This window comes from Streptomyces kunmingensis, assembly GCF_039533535.1.
In the GTDB taxonomy this organism is placed as follows: Bacteria; Actinomycetota; Actinomycetes; order Streptomycetales; family Streptomycetaceae; genus Streptomyces; species Streptomyces kunmingensis.
The window spans coordinates 686,849-704,905 of record NZ_BAAATS010000006.1; the positions used below are offsets into that span (position 1 = coordinate 686,849).

At 71.6% G+C, this 18,057-nt stretch carries 12 protein-coding genes and 1 tRNA gene; 6 read left to right on the top strand and 7 right to left on the bottom strand.

Annotated elements, in window-relative coordinates; translation table 11 throughout:
* Window positions 1-10 precede the first annotated feature (10 nt).
* From ABD366_RS11220 to ABD366_RS11230, 3 genes are read left to right on the top strand one after another with little or no spacing between them, the layout of a single operon-like run.
* Complete coding sequence (locus ABD366_RS11220; protein WP_324773846.1) at window positions 11-1,666, top strand: ABC transporter substrate-binding protein; 1,656 nt, start codon at window positions 11-13, stop codon at window positions 1,664-1,666.
* Window positions 1,663-2,355, top strand: coding sequence for a hypothetical protein (locus ABD366_RS11225; protein ID WP_324773844.1), 693 nt, complete (start codon window positions 1,663-1,665; stop codon window positions 2,353-2,355). Before ABD366_RS11220 ends, ABD366_RS11225 begins: the two co-directional genes overlap by 4 nt.
* Window positions 2,352-4,385 carry a beta-galactosidase gene (locus ABD366_RS11230; protein WP_324773842.1) on the top strand — a complete coding sequence of 678 codons (2,034 nt, stop codon included), beginning with the start codon at window positions 2,352-2,354 and terminating at the stop codon, window positions 4,383-4,385. Before ABD366_RS11225 ends, ABD366_RS11230 begins: the two co-directional genes overlap by 4 nt.
* Before the next feature lie 16 nt (window positions 4,386-4,401).
* On the opposite strand, the gene ABD366_RS11235 is transcribed toward ABD366_RS11230, so the two are convergent.
* The 3 genes from ABD366_RS11235 to ABD366_RS11245 form a co-directional block, all read right to left on the bottom strand.
* Window positions 4,402-6,384 (bottom strand): alpha-glucuronidase, encoded by a 1,983-nt coding sequence (locus ABD366_RS11235; RefSeq protein ID WP_324773840.1) that lies wholly within the window; start codon window positions 6,382-6,384, stop codon window positions 4,402-4,404.
* Complete coding sequence (locus ABD366_RS11240; RefSeq protein ID WP_324773838.1) at window positions 6,381-9,518, bottom strand: glycoside hydrolase family 2 TIM barrel-domain containing protein; 3,138 nt, start codon at window positions 9,516-9,518, stop codon at window positions 6,381-6,383. Before ABD366_RS11240 ends, ABD366_RS11235 begins: the two co-directional genes overlap by 4 nt.
* A gap of 94 nt (window positions 9,519-9,612) precedes the next feature.
* On the bottom strand, window positions 9,613-10,659 hold the full coding sequence (locus tag ABD366_RS11245; RefSeq protein WP_324773836.1) for a GDSL-type esterase/lipase family protein: 1,047 nt from the start codon (window positions 10,657-10,659) through the stop codon (window positions 9,613-9,615).
* Between the two features lie 281 nt (window positions 10,660-10,940).
* Here ABD366_RS11245 and lplAB point away from each other — a divergent pair, with 281 nt between their 5' ends.
* Window positions 10,941-11,996 (top strand): lipoate-protein ligase LplAB, encoded by a 1,056-nt coding sequence (gene lplAB, locus ABD366_RS11250; protein WP_324773834.1) that lies wholly within the window; start codon window positions 10,941-10,943, stop codon window positions 11,994-11,996.
* Window positions 11,997-12,102: 106 nt separating this feature from the next.
* Here the strand turns inward: lplAB and ABD366_RS11255 are convergent, their stop codons facing one another.
* Window positions 12,103-13,044, bottom strand: a complete 942-nt coding sequence (locus ABD366_RS11255) for an aldo/keto reductase (RefSeq protein WP_324773832.1) — start codon at window positions 13,042-13,044, stop codon at window positions 12,103-12,105.
* An 84-nt stretch (window positions 13,045-13,128) separates the two neighbouring features.
* On the opposite strand from ABD366_RS11255, the gene ABD366_RS11260 reads away from it, so the two are divergent.
* Window positions 13,129-13,821: a TetR/AcrR family transcriptional regulator gene (locus ABD366_RS11260; protein WP_324773830.1), complete on the top strand. Its 693-nt coding sequence runs from the start codon at window positions 13,129-13,131 to the stop codon at window positions 13,819-13,821.
* 286 nt (window positions 13,822-14,107) lie between these two features.
* Window positions 14,108-15,058: a lytic polysaccharide monooxygenase auxiliary activity family 9 protein gene (locus ABD366_RS11265; protein ID WP_324773828.1), complete on the top strand. Its 951-nt coding sequence runs from the start codon at window positions 14,108-14,110 to the stop codon at window positions 15,056-15,058.
* 70 nt (window positions 15,059-15,128) lie between these two features.
* Here the strand turns inward: ABD366_RS11265 and ABD366_RS11270 are convergent.
* The 3 genes from ABD366_RS11270 to sucD all read right to left on the bottom strand — a co-directional run bounded on the left by ABD366_RS11270 (window position 15,129) and on the right by sucD (window position 18,047).
* Window positions 15,129-15,216 (bottom strand) — tRNA-Leu (locus ABD366_RS11270).
* 168 nt (window positions 15,217-15,384) lie between these two features.
* Complete coding sequence (locus tag ABD366_RS11275; RefSeq protein ID WP_324773826.1) at window positions 15,385-16,965, bottom strand: aldehyde dehydrogenase family protein; 1,581 nt, start codon at window positions 16,963-16,965, stop codon at window positions 15,385-15,387.
* Window positions 16,966-17,150: 185 nt separating this feature from the next.
* Complete coding sequence (gene sucD, locus ABD366_RS11280) at window positions 17,151-18,047, bottom strand: succinate--CoA ligase subunit alpha (protein WP_324773824.1); 897 nt, start codon at window positions 18,045-18,047, stop codon at window positions 17,151-17,153.
* Window positions 18,048-18,057: the final 10 nt, after the last annotated feature.

The window sequence follows — 18,057 nt, forward strand, 5'->3', positions numbered from 1 at the left end:
GGGAGTTCATGTGTCGAATCACGGCCAGTTGTCGAGACGGTCCCTGCTCGCCGCCGCGGGTTTCGCGGGTCTCGCCGCCCTCACCGGATGCGGCGGCGGCGAGGACGGCGGCGACGCCAAGGACCTGTCGAAGAAGCAGGACGGCGCGATGAGGACGTACCGCGCGGGCGAGCAGTTCAAGGCGACAAAGGCGCTGTCCCTGTCGCTGCTGCACAACAACAACCCGGTGTACCCGACGAAGAAGGACTGGCTGTTCTGGAAGGAGGTCACCCGGCGCACCGGTGTCACCCTTGAACCGGTCGACGTGCCGCTGAGCGACTACGAGAAGAAGCGCAGCCTGCTGATCGGCTCCGGGGACGCCCCGTTCCTGATCCCGAAGACGTACCACCCCTCCGAGGTCGCGTTCGTGTCGTCGGGCGCGATCCTGCCGGTGAGCGAGTACGTGCACCTGATGCCCAACTTCCGGGACAAGGTCAAACGCTGGAACCTCCAGCCGGAACTGGATGCGATCCGCCAGTCCGACGGCAAGTACTACCTGCTCCCCGGCCTGCACGAGAAACCCAAGGCCGGCTACTCGATGGCCTTCCGCACGGACGTCCTCGACAAGATCGGCGTGAGCCTGCCGACGACGTGGGACGAGGTGCACGAGGTTCTGAAGGCGCTCAGGGCGGAGTATCCGGACCGCTACCCGTTCACCGACCGGTGGAGCACCAACACCGTCTTCCCCGCGGCCGCCCTGCTCAGCTACCTCGGCCAGGCGTACGGGATCCGGGCGGGCTGGTCGTACGACAACATCAGCTACGACGCCAAGACGGAGAAGTTCGTCTTCACCGGGGCCACGGACGGCTTCCGGCAGATCCTGGAGTTCCTGCGGGGGCTCGTCGCGGAGAAGCTGGTCGACCCGGAGAGCTTCACCCAGTCCGACGACGAGGCGGTGAAGAAGCTCCTCGGCGAGAAGTCCTTCGCGATCAGCGCCAACCCGCAGGAGCTGGTGCAGAACTACCGCTACAACCTGGAGCGGCAGGTCAAGGGCGCGAAGATCGAGATGGTGCCGGTGCCGCTCGGCCCGGCCGGGGAGATCGTGCTCGGCGGCGTCCGTCTGGAGAACGGCGTGATGATCTCCAGCGAGGCACTCAAGAGCGACACCTTCGTCGCGACGCTGCAGTTCGTGGACTGGCTGTTCTACGCGGACGAGGGCCAGAAGCTGTGCAAGTGGGGCGTCGACGGCGTCACGTACACCCAGTCCGGCGGGAAGTACCAGCTGAAGCCGGGCATCAGCCTCATGGGCTCCGACCCGAAGGCGCCGAAGGATCTGCAGAAGGACTACGGCTTCTTCAACGGCGTCTTCACGTACGGCGGCAGCTGGGACCTGGTCTCCTCCTCGTTCGGCCCGGACGAGAAGGCGTTCCAGGACGCGATGGCCACGCGCGAGCAGACGCCGGTCGATCCGCCCCACCCGCTGCAGTCCGCGGAGCAGGAGCAGGCCTCGCTGTGGGAGACCCCGCTCAAGGACCACGTGAACCAGAGCCTGCTCACGTTCGTGCTCGGCAAGCGGCCGATATCCGAATGGGACGACTACGTCACCGAGCTGAAGGCCAAGAACATGCAGCAGCTGGTCGATCTGCACAACAAGGCCCACGAGCGGTACCAGAAGGAGAACGGATGACCGGCGCCGTCCGGCGCCCCGCCCGCGCCTTCGGCGAAGGCCCGCTCTCGCGCGGCTGCGCGCTCGTGCACACGCTGCTGACCGTCGAGGTCCTGCTCCTTGTCACGCTGGCGCCGGGCGGCGTGGGGCTGTTCCTCCTGGGCGGCGACCCGGGAAATCTGCCGCTCGCCGCGGTGTGCCTGGTACCGGTCGGCCCGGGTGTCGCGGCCGCCCTGTACGCGTTGCACCACCGCACCGGCGACCTCACCGAGCTGCGTCCCGCCCGCGCCTACTGGCGAGGGCTCCGCCTCAACTCCCGCGCCGCGCTGCGCATTTGGGTGCCGCTGCTCGCCTGGCTGACGGTCATCGCGTACACACTGACGCACTTCGCGGCGACCGGGCTGCCCGGCTGGTGGGCCGCGCTGCTCGCGGCCGTCGGGGCGGGAGCGCTGCTGTGGGGTGCCCACGCGTTCGTCCTGACCGCCCTGTTCACGTTCCGTACGGTCGACACCGCCCGGCTCGCCGCGTACTTCCTGCTGCGGCACGGGCGGGCCACGCTCGGCGCGGCCAGCCTGCTGATCGTCGCCGGCGCCGCCACGCTGTGGGCCACCGAGGTGCTGCCCCTGCTGCTCGCGCCGCTGCTGCTCCTGTCGCTGCTGCACACCGGCCGCCCGATCATCGCCGAGACCCAGGAGGACTTCACCGTATGAGCGGCCTGCCCGAGACCCCCAAGATCCCGTACGGCGGTGACTACAACCCCGAGCAGTGGCCCGAGGAGGTGTGGGACGCCGACCACCGGCTGTTCGGCCGGGCGGGGATCGACACCCTCACGGTGGGCGTCTTCGCCTGGTCGCTGCTCCAACCCGCGCCGGACACCTACGACTTCACGGTCCTCGACCGGATCCTGGACCGCGCGGCGGCGGAGGGACGCCGTGTCGTCCTGGCCACCGGCACGGCCGCGCTGCCGCCCTGGCTGGCGCGGGCGCACCCGGAGGTCAACCGCACCGACTTCGAGGGCCGCCGGCACGGCTACGGGCAGCGCCACAACTTCTGCCCCAGCTCACCGGCGTACCGCCGGCTCTCCACCGCGCTCGCCGGCCGGATCGCGCGGCGCTACGCGGACCACCCCGCGCTCCTCGCCTGGCACATCAACAACGAGTACGGGGGCGCCTGTTACTGCACGTTGTGCGCCGACGCCTTCCGTGGCTGGCTGCGGGAGCGGTACGGCTCGCTCGACGCGCTCAACGACGCCTGGTGGTCCACGTTCTGGTCGCACCGCTACACGGAGTGGGCCGAGATCGAGCCGCCGAGCGCGCTGACCGAGCACTGGCGCGGCCCCGACCACACCGCCTTCCAGGGCCTCACGCTCGACTACCGCCGGTTCACCACGGACGCGCTCCTCGGCTGTTTCCTCGCCGAGAAGGAGGCCGTGCGGGAACACAGCCCGCACACCCCCGTGACCACCAATTTCATGGGCATGTTCCGGCCCCTCGACTATCACCGCTGGGCGCCGCACCTCGATTTCGCGTCGTGGGACAGCTATCCGCCGCTGGACGCGCCACCGACCCGGTCCGCGCTGGCCCATGATCTGATGCGCGGCCTGAAGGACGGCGCCCCGTTCTGGCTGATGGAGCAGACTCCGTCGACGACGGCGTGCCGCGACGTCAATCCGCTGCGCCGGCCCGGCGAGCTGCGCCTCGCGAGCTGGCAGGCGGTGGCGCACGGCGCGGACGCCGTCCTGTACTTCCAGCTGCGGGCCTCGCGCGGCGCGTGCGAGAAGTACCACGGCGCGGTGATCGGCCACGCGGGCCGCGACGACACCCGCGTGTTCAGGGAGGTCGCCGAGCTGGGACGGGAGTTGGCGGAGGCCGGGGCGCTGTCGCTCGGCGCCCGGACCCCGGCCCGCACCGCGCTGCTCTTCGACTGGGACAGCTGGTGGGCGCTGGAGATGTCGGACGGCCCGTCGCGGCTCGTGAAGTACCTCGACGTGGTGCACGACTACTACCGGGCGGCCCGGGCGGCGGGCGCGGACGTCGATGTCGTCCCGGTCACCGCGGACCTGGATCCGTACGACGTGGTGCTCGCGCCCGTGCTGCACCTGGTCAAGGGTGATCTGGCGGCCCGTCTGGAGGCCGTGGCAGAGCGGGGCGGGACCGTGCTGACGACGTTCCTGTCCGCGCGCGGCGACGAGCACGACCGGGCGTTCCTCGCCGATGTGCCGGGCCCGCTCGGGCCGCTCATGGGCGTACGGGTCGACGAGTGGGACTCACGGCCCGCCGGCGTCACCGGGCGCGTGCGGCTCGGCGCGGACGAGGTGGCGGCCCGGCTGGTCTTCGAGATCGTCGTCCCCGTGGGCGCCGAGCAGGTCGGTACCTATCTGTCCGACTTCTACGCGGGCACGCCCGCCGTCACCCGCAACCGCTTCGGCGAGCGGGGCGGCGAGGGCTGGTACGTGGCGACGCGGCTCGATGACGCGGGCACCGACGAGGTGGTGCGCCGGGTGCTGGCGCGGCACGGGCTGACCGGCCCGTACGCGGACGCGGCGGCGGCCGGTGTGGAGACGTCGGCCCGTGTCACGCCGGACGGCACCCGGCTGCTGTTCCTCCTCAACCACGCCGGCACGGAGGCGACGCTGACCGCGCACGCGACCGGCACCGACGTGCTGACGGGCAAGCGCTACGAGAAGGGCGAGCCGCTCGTCCTCGACCCGCTGGGCGTGGTGCTGCTCCGCCTGGAGTGACCCTCCCGCGAGGGTCTCAGTGGATGCGGCGCCCGCCCGCGTCCGGCACCCCGGACTTGCGCAGGAAGTAGCTGTTCACCTGGTCCCGCCACTCACGGGCGCCGCGCAGCTGCTCCTCGTACCGCTCCGCCACTCGCCGGTGCCGGGCGGGCGCCACCAGATCCGCGAGCGACTGCCAGGTCCGCCGCGCGGCCTCGACCTCCTCGACGCCTTCGAAGTGGGTGTCGTAGATGTGCTGGATCACCGTCTTGCCGCTGTGCAGACGATGGCCGTAGGGCACGTGGTGGAAGAAGAGGAGCAGTTCGTCCGGGCAGCTCTCGGGGGTCTCGTACGTCTCGGACCACGGTTTGGCGTACTGGGCGGCGTAACCGGTCCCGGTGGCCAGGCTGCGGTCGACGCCGATGCCGTCGCGGTCGGCGAAGTGATAGGTGCCCCAGGGGCTGTACTCGTAGCCGTCGATACCGGGACCGTAGTGGTGCCCGGGCTGCACCATGAAGCCGCTGCCGAGAGGCGCGGTGTACTTCTCGTACGTCGTCCACGAGTCGCGCAGCACGGCCCGCAGTCCGGACCGCAGGCGCGCCGGGTCGGCGCAGCGGTCGGGCGTGAACGTCAGCTCGATCCATTCGTCGAGGAGTGCGTCGGGGTCGGCGTCGGGCTGCCAGGCCAGGCGGCCGAACGCGTACAGGTTGAACTGGGCGAGGGGGTGGCCGGTCCAGAACGGATCGTCTCCCGCGTTCGAGACGGCGACCAGGCCGCCGCCGCGGGCGAGGCGGCCGATGTCCGGGCCGTCGGCCCCGTCGGGCCGGAACCGCAGCACCTCGGACCATGCGGGGGCGAGCGCGCAGACGTGCCGCTGCTGCCCGGTGTACTCCTGGGTGGCCTGGAGCTCGACGGCGACGCGGGTGCGGGACAGGGCGCCGATCACCGGGGAGACCGGCTCGCGGACCTGGAAGTCCATCGGGCCGTGCTTGACCTGGAGGATCGCGTTGTCCCTGAACCGGCCGTCGAGCGGGGCGAAATGGTCGTAGGCGGCGCGCGCCCGGTCCGTGGTGCGGTCGCGCCAGTCCTGGCGGTGGTCGTAGACGAAGGCCCGCCAGTGGACGGTGCCGCCGTGCGGGGCGAGCGCGTCGGCGAGGAGGTTGGCGCCGTCCGCGTGGCTGCGGCCGTGGGCGAAGGGCCCCGGCTGCCCTTCGGAGTCGGCCTTGACGACGAAGCCGCCGAAGTCGGGGATGTGCGTGTAGACGTGCTCCGCCGCCTCCCGCCACCAGGCGCGGACCGCGGCGTCGTGCGGGTCGGCGGTGTCGAGGCCGCCGAGGAGCACGGGCGCGGCGAAGCTGACGGAGAGGTGGACGCGGATCCCGTAGGGGCTCAACTCCCGGGCGATGGCCGCTACTTCGTCGATGCGGTCGGTGAGGAGGTGGGCCTCCGTCTCGTGGACGTTGACGTTGTTGACGCCGAGGGCGTTGATGCCGCAGGCGGCGAGGAGGCGCGCGTAGGCCCGTACCCGGGCGAGGTCGCCGCGCGCCCGGCCGTCCCGCCAGAACAGCGAGCCGCCCGCGTAGCCGCGTTCGACCTGCCCCATCACGGGGTGCACGGCCACGTTGTCCCAGTGGTCGAGCATGCGCAGGGCGAGTGCGGGCCGGTGCGTCTGCGCGGGCGCGGCGGTGAACGCGGCGTCGCCGAGCCGTACGACATGGAAGAAGCCGTGGAGGAGCCCGGCCGGGTCGGTGGCGGCGACGGTGGTGCGGGAGCCGTCACGTTCCAGGGTGAAGCCCTCGGGCCCCGCGTCACCGCCGTCGGCGATCCGCAGCAACAGGTCGCAGGAGACGGCGCCGCTGTGTCCCGCCTCGGCGGCGAACTTGGCGTGCGCGGCGGCGACTTCGTGCCGCACGGTGTCGACGAGCGGCCCGTCGCCGAGGACCTGGACGGGCCGCGTACCGACCGCGCGCAGCGCCTCGTCGGGCAGCCACGCGGGGTCTACGTCGAGGAGCTGGGTCACGACTGCGCCACGTCCAGCGCGCTGATCCCGACCGCGCCCTGGGGTGTGCCCGGACGGCCGCTGACGATGTCGAGCCGGAGCCGTCGGCCGCGGACGGCGTCGAAGGTGATGACGGTCGGCTCGCCGGACGCCGCGGCCCACTCGATGTCGGCGTCGGGCACGGGGACGTACCGCTTGCCGTCCCACACGGACACGGCGACCGTCTCGGGCAGCGTGTGCCGGGCGTCGACGGTGAAGGAGATCTCGACCCGGCCGATCGTCCGCTCCTCCTCCCACTCCACCGAGACCCAGTCGCGCGGCCGGGCTCCGTCGAAGGCGGGCAGCAGGGCGGTGGCGGCCTTCTGGAAGGCGTTGGACCACTGGGTGGCCGCGTCACCGTCGAGCATCGCGGCGGGCAGGGTGGAGGTGGCGCCGGAGTAACTGGCGTCCGCGAGCGGGTACTTGGGTGCGTCGGGGCCCGGGTCGGGAGTGAAGGGCCGGGTCGGGGTGACCGGCGCGCCGGCCGGCCCGGTGACCCGTACGGACGCCTTGCCGGAGCGCAGTCCGTCGGCCCGCGCGGTGACGGTGAGCGCGCCGGGCCTCGTTCCCGAGCGGACCATGGCGAGCGCCAGTCCGTGGAAGGCGGTGCGCGTACTGGCCTGGTACCGCTCGGCGCTCTCCTGCCGCCCGTTGTCGAGTCCCGCCAGGTGCCCGCCGTCGACGGTGAACTCGACGAGGTGCTCGGCGTCGGGCACGACCACGCCGCGCGCGTCGACGATCTCGGCCGTCACGAAGACCAGCGAACGCCCGTCCGCGGCCGCGGACTTGCGGTCGGCTGTCAACCGCACGGCGTGCGCCTTCCCGGCCGTGCGCAGGACGTCCGTCGCCACCGTCTTGCCGCCTCGCCGCGCCACCGCCTTCAGCTCGCCGGGCGCGAACGGCACCTTCCACGTCAGATGCAGCTTGCCCGCGCTGCCGTTCGGGCTGGTGTAGCTGCCCGGGTAGGCGCCGGAGGTGACGGTCTTGTCGTCGCCGGTCGCCTCCGTCGTCTCCAGGTACGCCCGGCCGTCGACGGTCTTCTTCTCGTCGAAGGAACGCACGCCGAGCGAGCGGCCGTTGAGGAAGAGTTCGACGTCCGCGACGTTCGCGTACGCCCACACCTCCACCTCCTCCCCGTCCTCATGCGTCGTCCAGTCCATCGGCAGCAGATGCACCATGGGCTCGTCCGACCACTGGCTGCGGAACAGGTGGTACATGTCCTTCGGGAACCCGGCGGTGTCGACCGCGCCGAAGAACGACGCCTTCACCGGGAACACGTCGTACGGGGTGGGCTCGCCGATGTAGTCGATGCCGGACCACAGGAACTCGCCCGCGAAGAACCGCCGGTCACGGTCCTTCTTCAGGCCGTACTCGCCGCTCATCGTCCACGAGGCGAGGTTGTTGTCGTACGAGGACGTGGCGCGCCGCCCGGGCGTGTGGTTCTCCCCCGTGTTGAGGTGCTGGGGCTCCTGGTACGTGCCCCGGCTCGACGTCTCCGAGGACGACTCGGACTCGAAGAGGAAGAGGTGCGGGTAGCGGGCGTGCAGCGCGTCGACGGAGACGGCCGTGTTGTAGTTGAGACCGAGGCCGTCCAGCTTGCCGAGGATCAGATCGGCGGGCGATCCGACGGCGGGCAGCGAGCGGTACTTGTCGGAGCCGATGACGACGGGCCGCGTCGCGTCGAGCGCCTTGACGGCGTCGACGAGGCGCTGCGCGATGGCGATGCCCTCGGTGCGGGTCGAGTCGGGGATCTCGTTGCCGATCGACCACATCAGAACGGCCGGGGAGTTGCGGGCGGCGCGCACCATCTCGGCGATGTCGGCGTCGCTGTGCTCGTCGAAGAAGCGCCCGTAGTCGTAGGTGTTCTTGCCGGTGCGCCAGCAGTCGAAGGCCTCCACGAGCATGATGAGGCCGAGGTCCTCGCAGGCCTCGATCACCTCGGGCGCGGGCGGGTTGTGGGAGGTGCGCAGGGCGTTGACGCCCATGCTCTTCATCATCCGCAGCTGGCGCCGCACGGCATCGGGGTGGACGGCCGCGCCGAGCGCCCCGAGGTCGTGGTGGAGGTCGACGCCCTTGATCTTCGTGTGGGTGCCGTTGAGCGAGAGCCCGTCCTCGGGGTCGAAGACGGCGTGGCGGATGCCGAAGCGGGTGCGGTACGTGTCGACCGTGCGGCCGTCCACCCGCAGATCGGTGACGAGCGTGTACCGGTGCTCCGGCGTCTCGATCGACCACAGCTGCGGGTTCCGCACGGTGAGGCGGTCGTGGGAGGTGCCCGGTCCGGCCGCCGTGACGCCCTCGAGCACGGACTCGGTCCGCGCGACGCGTCGCCCCTTGGGGTCGCGGACGGTGGAGACGACGGTGACGTCCCGCGCCGCGCCGGTCTCGCCCACGACCGTGGTGCGCACGTCGACCGTCGCGTACCCCTTGTCGAGCGTGGCGGCCAGGCCGGGCGTCGTCACGAACGTGCCCCAGCGCTCGACGTGCACCGGCTCGGTGACCACCAGCCGGGCATGGCGGTAGATGCCGCTGCCCGAGTACCAGCGGCTGCTGGGCAGCCGGTTGCGGACCTCGACGGCCAGGACGTCGGGGGTGCGGCCGTCGGTGTGCACGAGGTCCGTGATGTCGTACGCGAAACCGGTGTAGCCGTACGGGTGGTTGCCGACGAGCGTGCCGTTGACGTAGACGTTCGCGTCCATGTAGACGCCGTCGAACTCGACCGAGATCCGTTTGCCCGCGTAGCCGCGCGGCACCGTGAACGTCTTGCGGTACCAGCCGAGACCGCCCGGCAGGAAGCCCGTGCCGCTGGTGGTGTTGTGCTCGGTGGTGGGGGTCTGCTCGATGCTCCAGTCGTGCGGGACCGCGACCGTGCGCCAGTGCGTGTCGTCGAATCCGGGCTGCTCGGCGTCGGTGTAGGCACCAGTCGGATCGGCGATCCCGCCGGGGTCGACGAGCGCGAAGCGCCAGCCGTCGGTCAGCTCGACGGTGCGGCGCCCGACGGTCCCGGTGCGCTCGGCGGCCCCGATGCGCTCGGAGGCGTGCGCGGCCGGCGCGGTGAGCGCGCCGGCGACGGAGGTGGCCGCGCCCGCGGCCAGCACGGTTCTGCGGGTGACAGGCATGAGCGGGTCCCCTCGAAGCGAACATGTTCCACCAGAAAGCCACTGGCGTGCGGTAACGGATCCTTCGACTTCGAACAGGCATTAGTCAAGGCCCTTACGGAATTCCGTCCGTGAGGCTGCCGTTGCCCGCGAGGTTTTCCGCCACCGCGCGCGCGAGCAGCAAGTGGCCGCGGTCGCCCGGATGTACGCCGTCCACGAGGTGCTCCGCGGTGAGCAGGTCGCGGCCGGGCAGCAGGACGAGCCGCTTGTCGCCCCCGTCCACGGCATCGCGCGCGGCCCGCTCGACCGCGTCCCGCAACTCGGCCAGGGTGGCGCCGAGTTCGTTGGGGGCCGCCTCGGCCTCCGGCCGGAGCGCCGGGGAGAGCACGAGCAGCGGGACGTACGGGTGGCCGGCGCGGACGACGGTGAGGAACGCGCGGAGCGTCTCGTACAGCAGCGGCGCCGAATGCGGTGTCCGGGACCAGCAGTCCGTCCCGAACGCGATGGTCAGCAAGTCGGCTTTCAGAGAGGCGAGTTGTTGTGCGGAGGCGAGTTCGCCTCGGGCGGCGCCCGCGTATCCGAGGTTCACGTCCTCCACGCCGAGCGCCCGTCCGGCGACGGAGGGCCAGGTGAAGTGCGGGCGCGTGGCGGCCCGGCCCTCCGCGAGGGAGTCGCCGTACACGAGCCAGCGCGGGCGGGGCGGTGCCGGTTCGAGCGTTCCGTCGCCGCGCACGCGAAGGTCCCGGATCAACGGCCGCAGCCTTTCGGGGAGTTGCACGGTGTAGGTGCCGTCGGGGCGCGGCAGCGGCAGCCGTGCGACATGGGCGCCCGGGTCGGCCCGTACATCGACGCCGCCGATCACCGTGAAGACGGGCGGCATCCCGCGGCGGCCGTCCGCCTCCGAGGGCTCCTGCGCCTCGTAGGCGACCTCGACCGCGGTGACGCCGCGCGCCGTGAAACGCAGCCGCACCCCGGCCGGCATCCGGGCCCGTTCCCAGGTGTCGGCGGGCAGCCGGTCCCGGTCGGCCGGGTCGGCGCGCACGGGCCGCCCGTCCGGCGCCCACCAGGCGGCGCCGCGCACGAACTCCCTCACCGCGGGGCGAGTGACATCAGGCCCGCGGACCTCGATGGTGTGCGGGATCTCGCGGTGCCGGTCCATCATGTCGCTCCTCCGGAAGGTGACCTGCCGCCGAGGGGGCGGCCTGCCCGATGCCGTGCGCGGTGCGGACGCTGGGGGACGATGCGGGAGATGTGATGACGTGTCAAGGGATGACGGGACGGGTAGGCGGACGGGCGGTCGAGAACCGGAATGTCCGGCATGCGGATAGCGTTGACCGCATCGAGGAAGCTCTACGGATTCGGCAGCGTCCGCGGACCGGGAACGGCCGGCGGACCGGGGACTGCCGCGGGCTCGGAACAGTCCGGGGCGGAAGGCGGCGCACAGTGCACGGCGAGTACAAGATCCCTGGCGGCAAGCTCGTCGTCGTCGACGTCGAGGTGGCGGACGGCGTGCTGCGCGATGTCCGGGTGGCGGGCGACTTCTTCCTGGAACCGGACGACGCGCTCCTGGCGATCAACGCCTCGCTCGAAGGCGCCCCGGCCGACGCGGACCAGGCGACGCTCGCCTCCCGCGTCGACGCGGCGCTGCCGCCCGGCACCGCCATGCTCGGCCTGACCACCGACGGCGTCGCCACGGCCGTGCGCCGCGCGCTCGCCCAGGCCACCGACTGGCGCGACTACGACTGGCAGCTCGTCCATGACGCCCCGCAGTCCCCCGTGCTCCACATGGCGCTGGACGAGGTGATGACGGAGGAGGTCGCGCTCGGACACCGCCCGCCGACCCTGCGGGTGTGGGAGTGGGACCGCCCGGCCGTGATCATCGGCAACTTCCAGTCGCTGCGCAACGAGGTGGATGCCGAGGGCGTGGCCCGGCACGGGGTCACCGTGGTGCGGCGGATCTCCGGCGGCGGCGCGATGTTCGCGGAACCGAAGTCGACGATCACGTACTCGCTCGCCGTCCCCGAGTCCCTGGTCTCGGGCCTCTCCTTCCAGGACTCGTACGCCTACCTCGACGACTGGGTGCTCGGCGCGCTGGCCGACATGGGCATCAAGGCCTGGTACCAGCCGCTCAACGACATCGCCACGGACGTCGGCAAGGTCGCGGGCGCCGCCCAGAAGCGGATCGTGGCGGGCGCGGGCGCCGTGCTGCACCACGTGACCATGTCCTACGACATCGACGCCGACAAGATGGTCGAGGTGCTGCGCATCGGCCGCGAGAAGCTGTCCGACAAGGGCACGAAGAGCGCCAAGAAGCGCGTCGACCCGCTGCGACGGCAGACCGGACTCCCCCGCGAAGAGGTCATCGCCCGCATGATCGACTCGTTCCGCGGCCGCTACGGGCTGACCGACGGCGGAGTGAGCGAGGCGGAACTGGCCCGGGCGCAGGAACTCGTCCGTACGAAGTTCGGCACGCGGGAGTGGACGGCGCGGGTGCCGTAGAGCCCGGCTCTGGGGGCCGACGCGAGGCGGGTCCTAGAGCCCGCTCTGGGGGGGCCGACGCGAGGCAGGTCCCAGAGCCCGGCTCTGAGGGCCGGAGCGAGGCGGGTCAGTCGAGCGCGATGTCCCCGGAGCGCGTCGGGACGGCGTCGAGTGCGGCGAGCGTCGCCTCGTCGAGGGTGAGCGCACCGGCGTCGACATTGGCCCGCAGGTGCTCCGGGTCGGCGGTGCCGGGGATGAGGAGCACGTTCGGCGCGTGGTGGAGCAGCCACGCCAGGCCGATCTGCGCGGGGGTGCTGCCCTGGGCCCGGGCCGCTGCGATGACGGCGGGTTCGTCGGTCACCTTCGGCATACCGGCGAAGGCGCTGCCGAGCGGGAAGTACGGCACCCAGGCGATGCCCTCGGCGACGCAGAGCTCCAGCATCTCCTCGTCGCCGCGCGCCACGAGGCTGTAGGCGTTCTGCACACAGGCGATGCCCGCCGGGAGCCCCCTGCGCAGTTGCTCGGGAGTGACACTGCTGAGGCCGATCTCGCCGATCTTGCCCTCGTCGCGCAGGGCGGTCAGCACGGCGAGCTGGTCGTCCATGTCGACGAGCTGGTCGCCCTCGGCGCGCAGGCCGGGGCCGGTGTCGGCACGGCGCAGGTTGACGAGGGGGATCCGCTCCACCCCGAGGCTCTTGAGGTTGTCCTCGACGCCGGCCCGCAACTGCTCGGGCCGCTGCGCGAGGCGCAGCGGGATGGGGCCGTCGGCGTCGGGTTCGGCGCCGACCTTGCTGACGACAAGGACGTCGTCCTCGGGGCGGAGCGCTTCGGCGATGACCTCGTTGACGAAGCCGTGCCCGTAGAACTGGGCGGTGTCGATGTGGTCGATACCGAGCTCGACGGCTCGGCGCAGCAGGGCGACGGCGGCGCCGCGGTCGCCCCGCAGCCGCTCCAGCTGCATGGCGCCGAAGCCGACGCGGGAGACGGTGCGCCCGGCCAGCGAGCCGGGCCCCCCGGCGCGGGCCGCTCCGGTGGCTGTGAACTGGTCGGATCGGTTGATGGAAGCCATGACAGTTCCGCCCTCGTGAGACGATGGGGTAAACGGAGGAACCTCCGTTACCGAGACCGTAGCACTAAACGGAGGGCCTCCGCTTTGTCCGCGCCCGATTCCGCGCATCCCGGCCGCCACGCGGCGGCTGACGCCTGCCCGGACACCGCACGTCCGGACACCGCACGTCCGGACACCGCCCGTCCGGACACCGCTCGCCCGGCGGCAGCTCGTCCGGCTGCCGCTCGTCCGGCCCGGGCCGACGCCCGGCGCAATCGCGAGAAGCTCCTCACCGCCGCCCGCACCGTCTTCGCCTCGACGAACGAGGGCGCGCCGCTGGAGGCCATCGCCCGCGAGGCCGGCGTCGGGATCGGCACGCTCTACCGTCACTTCCCCACCCGCGAGGCCCTCGTCGAGGCCCTCTACTCGGCCGAGCTGGACGCCGTCGTCGACAGCGCGCCCGTGCTCCTCGACGAACTCCCGCCCGAGGCCGCGCTGCGCGCGTGGGTGGAGCGGTACGCCGCGTTCCTCGCGACCAAGCGCGGTATGTCCGACACCCTGCGCGCGGGCTGGGCCTCGGGCAGCATCGCGACCCCGGCCACACGGGAACGGATCACGGCGACGATCGCGATGATCCTCGAAGCGGGGGCGAGGACGGGCGCCCTGCGCGCGGACGTGGAGGCCGAGGAGGTCACGATGATGCTCCTCGGCGTGTTCCTCTCCACCCAGGCGGTCAACTCCCCGGAGCGGACGAGCCGGCTCCTGGGCCTCGTGGTCGACGTCCTGCGCCCGGCCTGAGCCGCAGACGAGGCACGACCCAGAGGGACGAGACCCGAAGGGATGAGACCCAGGGGACGAGACCCGAGGGGGTGAGACCCGGGGGGGGGGACGAGACCCAAGGGGACGAGACCCGGGGAAGACGGGACCCGGGGGAACGAGACCCGAGGGGACGAGGCGGGCGCGACCCATAGGGTTCGCGCCATTTCGCGCGGGTTCGCCTACGGCGGCAACCTTCGGCCCGGCGGCGGCAACGACACAGTGAGCCGCTCATCGGAAACTCCCGGACCCCCGAAGGAGACGTTCCATGACCGTTCCCCGCTTACCCAGAATCGCCGCGCTTGCCGGCGCCCTGGGCCTGGCCGCCGCGAGCGTCCTGGCCCTGCCCGGCACGGCCACGGCACATGGCGTGGCCCTGACGCCCGGATCGCGCACCTACCTCTGCTACAAGGACCTGCTCGCCCATTCCTCGACCCAGATGCCGGCCAACCCCGCGTGCAAGGCGGCGGTGCAGGCGGCAGGCACGACACCGCTGTACAACTGGTTCGCGGTGCTCGACTCGAACGCGGGTGGCCGCGGCGCGGGCTACGTCGCGGACGGCAAGCTGTGCAGCGCGGGCGACCGCAGCCCGTACAACTTCTCCCCGTACAACGCCGCTCGTACCGACTGGCCGGTCACCCACCTCACCTCCGGCGCCACCATCCAGGTGAAGTACAGCAACTGGGCGCATCACCCGGGCTCGTTCCATGTGTACGTCACCAAGCAGGGCTTCGACCCGGCACAGCCGCTGGACTGGGCGGACCTGGAGAAGGTGCAGACCGTCCAGAACCCGCCGAACAACGGAGGCCCGGGCACCGAGGCAGGCCACTACTACTGGAACCTGCAACTGCCCCAACGCACCGGCCGCCACATCATGTTCGTCCAGTGGGTCCGCTCCGACAGCCAGGAGAACTTCTTCTCCTGCTCCGACCTGGCTTTCGACGGAGGAAACGGCGAGGTCACGGGCCTGTCCGACCAGAAGCAGTCGGCGACCCAGGTGGCCGCGATCGGCGCGGGCACGGCGAACAGCCAGGCGGACGCGGTGCACGCGGGTCACCACGAACACCACGCGGTGACAGCGGCGGCATCCGACCCGCAAGAGGACGCGGCGTCCGCCATCGATCACGTCGGCACGCTCGCGGCGACCAGCGCCGTGGCCCTGCTCGGCGGCACGGTCCTGCATCTGCGTATGCGGAAGCCGCGTACGGACGGACGCTGAGGGCACCCATACAGAAATCCCCAGGTCAACGTTGCGACCTGGGGATTTCAGTGAAGCAAGGGTTGTTCAGTGGTGTCCGAGGGGGGACTTGAACCCCCACGCCCGATAAAGGGCACTAGCACCTCAAGCTAGCGCGTCTGCCATTCCGCCACCCGGACAAGGTGTCTGTCGTTCGCGGGGTGTTCCCCGCGGCGACATGGACAACAATACCAAGGTTTCGGAGTGGCTTTCACCTGTGTATCCGCGCCCGTGACCTGCGGCTTTACATTCTCACCGTGTGTGACAGGGCGGCCACGCGGCGGGAGTGGCCGGGCAAGGAGGCGAGGTCACGGCATCAGGTGGTACTCCGGGAAGTTGCCGGGCAGCCGCTCCCCCGCCGGTCCGACGGTGACCGCCCTGATCAACAGCTCGCCACCGACGAAGGCGCCGCGCCAGGACGCCCCGAACCCGCCGAACAGCTCCTCCCGGTCGCCGCGGGAGCGCGGCTTGCCGTGACCGACCTTGAAGGCGCGGATCTGCGGAACGAGTCGTTCGTACGTCTGCTCGTCGTCGGTGGAGAGGGTGGCCACCAGGGCGCCGTTCGAGGCGTTCATGGCGGCGAGCAGCTCCGCCTCGGTGTCGACCAGGACGATCGTGTCGACCGGGCCGAAGGGTTCGGCGTGGTGCAGGGGTGAGGACGGGGGTGGGTTGAGGAGCGTGACGGGGTGGACGTACGCGCTGGTGTCCTGGCCCGGCAGGAAGCGCGCGGGGTCCGCAGAGGAGCGGTGGAGGGGGACGGCGCCGCGGTCGATCGCCTCGGCGACCTGATCGCTCAGCTCCTTGGCCTTCGCCGCGTTGATGAGCGGACCGAAATCCAGCTCCGGGTAGGGGTCCGACGGATCGGCCACGGCCAGCGGGTGGCCGACGCGCAGGGTGCGTACGGCCGGCAGGTACGCGGCGAGGAACGCGTCGAAGGCGTCGCGCTGCACGACGAAGCGCGGGTAGGCGGTGCAGCGCTGCTTCCCGTAGTCGAAGAGCTTGGGGATCGTCGCGGTCAGCTCGGACCAGCCGGTGAAGTTCCAGATGCCCCAGGTGTTGAGTCCTTCCTGTTCGAGGATATGGCGCTTGCCGAGGTCGGCGACGTCCGTGGCGACGGAAGCACCGGTGTCGCGCCCGCCGACGAAGGACACGCAGCCGATCTCGGGCGCCCGCACCAGCGCCTGGGAGAGCTGCCCGCCGCTGCCGCTGACGAGCGTGACGGGAATGGCCTCGCGGGCGGCGAGGGCGCAGGCCAGGGTGAGGCAGGAGACGCCGCCGTCGGTCGGGGCCTTGGCGATGACCGCGTTCCCCGCCAGTGCCTGTACCAGCACTGCGTGAACGAGCACGCTCATCGGGTAGTTCCAGCTGGCGATGTTCGACACGGGGCCGGGCAGCGGGGTGCGCTCGCCGAGCATGGTGTCGATGCCGTCGACGTACCAGCGCACGCCGTCGATGGCCCGGTCCACGTCGGCCTGGGCGAGCCGCCACGGCTTCCCGATCTCCCAGACGAGGAGGAGGGCGAGCAGTTCGCGGTACTGGGTGAGGGCGTCGAGGGTGGCGGCGACGCGGGCGCGCCGCTCGGCGAGGGGGATGTGCCGCCAGGCGCGGTGCTGGTCGAGCGAGGCGCGTACGGCCTGGTGGGCGGTGGACGCGTCGAGGCGCGGCGGACCGGCGATGGGTGTGCCGTCGACGGGGGTGGTGGCGGGCAGGGGGCGGCCTTCGGCGTGCCAGGCGCCGTTCCAGAGGTTGAGGACGCGGTCGTCCCGGAAGGCCTCGGGTGCGACTGCGAGGCAGCGTCGCCAGGCGTCGTCCCAGGAGGTGCCGGCCTTGAGGGTGGTGGGCGTGGTGGGCGTGGTGGGCGTGGTGAGGGTGGTTGGGGTGGTTGCCATTTTTCGATCTCCGCTCACGGTGCACAGTCGGGGCGGGGCGTGGGTCATGGCTTTTCGAGCTGAGGGCTGTCGTGCTGAGGGCTCGTCGCGCTGAGGGCTGTCGTGCTGGACGGGAGGTGCCCGGTGGGCACCTCCCGTACGCCAAGAGGGCTAGGGAAAGGGCCGGTTGACGTGTATGAGACGCGTCACTGCCCGTCCCGCTCCCGGTCCGCGAGCCGGTCCAGGACGAGCCGGGCCGTCTCCGTCGGGGTGGATCCGACGCGTACGCCGACCGCCTCCAGGGCCTCCTTCTTGGCCTGCGCCGTGCCGGACGAGCCGGAGACGATGGCGCCCGCGTGGCCCATGGTCTTGCCTTCGGGGGCGGTGAATCCGGCGATGTAGGCGACGACCGGTTTGGTGACGTGGGCGCGGATGTGGGTGGCGGCCCGCTCCTCGGCGTCACCACCGATCTCCCCGATGAGGACGACGAGGTCGGTGTCCGGGTCGTTCTCGAAGGCGGTGAGGCAGTCGATGTGCGTCGTGCCGATGACGGGGTCACCGCCGATGCCGACACAGGTGGAGAAGCCGATGTCCCTGAGCTCGTACATGAGTTGGTAGGTGAGCGTGCCCGACTTGGACACGAGTCCGATGCGGCCGGGCTTGGTGATGTCGGCGGGGATGATGCCGGCGTTGGACTGGCCGGGCGTGATCAGGCCGGGGCAGTTGGGGCCGATAACGCGGGTGCCCTGACGGCGGGCGTACGCGTGGAAGGCGACCGCGTCATGTACCGGGATGCCCTCCGTGATGACGACGGCGAGCGGGATGCGCGCGTCGGCGGCCTCGACGACGGCGGCCCTGGCGAAGGCGGGCGGCACGAAGACGACGGTGGTGTCGGCTCCGGTGGCCTCGACGCCCTCGGCGACGCTGCCGAAGACGGGGACGGCGCGGTCGTCGAAGTCGACGGTGCGGCCGGCCTTGCGGGGGTTGACGCCGCCCACCACGTTCGTGCCCGAGGCGATCATGCGGCGGGTGTGCTTCATGCCCTCGGCGCCGGTCATGCCCTGGACGAGGACCTTGCTCTCCTTGGTGAGGTAGATGGCCATGTCCCGGCTC

Excerpts from the sequence above, each read along its gene's own strand:
- ABD366_RS11225 (WP_324773844.1), top strand. The coding sequence starts at position 1,663 with ATGACCGGCGCCGTCCGGCGCCCCGCCCGCGCCTTCGGCGAAGGCCCG.
- ABD366_RS11230 (WP_324773842.1), top strand. The coding sequence starts at position 2,352 with ATGAGCGGCCTGCCCGAGACCCCCAAGATCCCGTACGGCGGTGACTAC.
- ABD366_RS11240 (WP_324773838.1), bottom strand. The coding sequence starts at position 9,518 with ATGCCTGTCACCCGCAGAACCGTGCTGGCCGCGGGCGCGGCCACCTCC.
- ABD366_RS11245 (WP_324773836.1), bottom strand. The coding sequence starts at position 10,659 with ATGATGGACCGGCACCGCGAGATCCCGCACACCATCGAGGTCCGCGGG.
- ABD366_RS11255 (WP_324773832.1), bottom strand. The coding sequence starts at position 13,044 with ATGGCTTCCATCAACCGATCCGACCAGTTCACAGCCACCGGAGCGGCC.
- ABD366_RS11265 (WP_324773828.1), top strand. The coding sequence starts at position 14,108 with ATGACCGTTCCCCGCTTACCCAGAATCGCCGCGCTTGCCGGCGCCCTG.
- ABD366_RS11275 (WP_324773826.1), bottom strand. The coding sequence starts at position 16,965 with ATGGCAACCACCCCAACCACCCTCACCACGCCCACCACGCCCACCACG.
- sucD (WP_324773824.1), bottom strand. The coding sequence starts at position 18,047 with ATGGCCATCTACCTCACCAAGGAGAGCAAGGTCCTCGTCCAGGGCATG.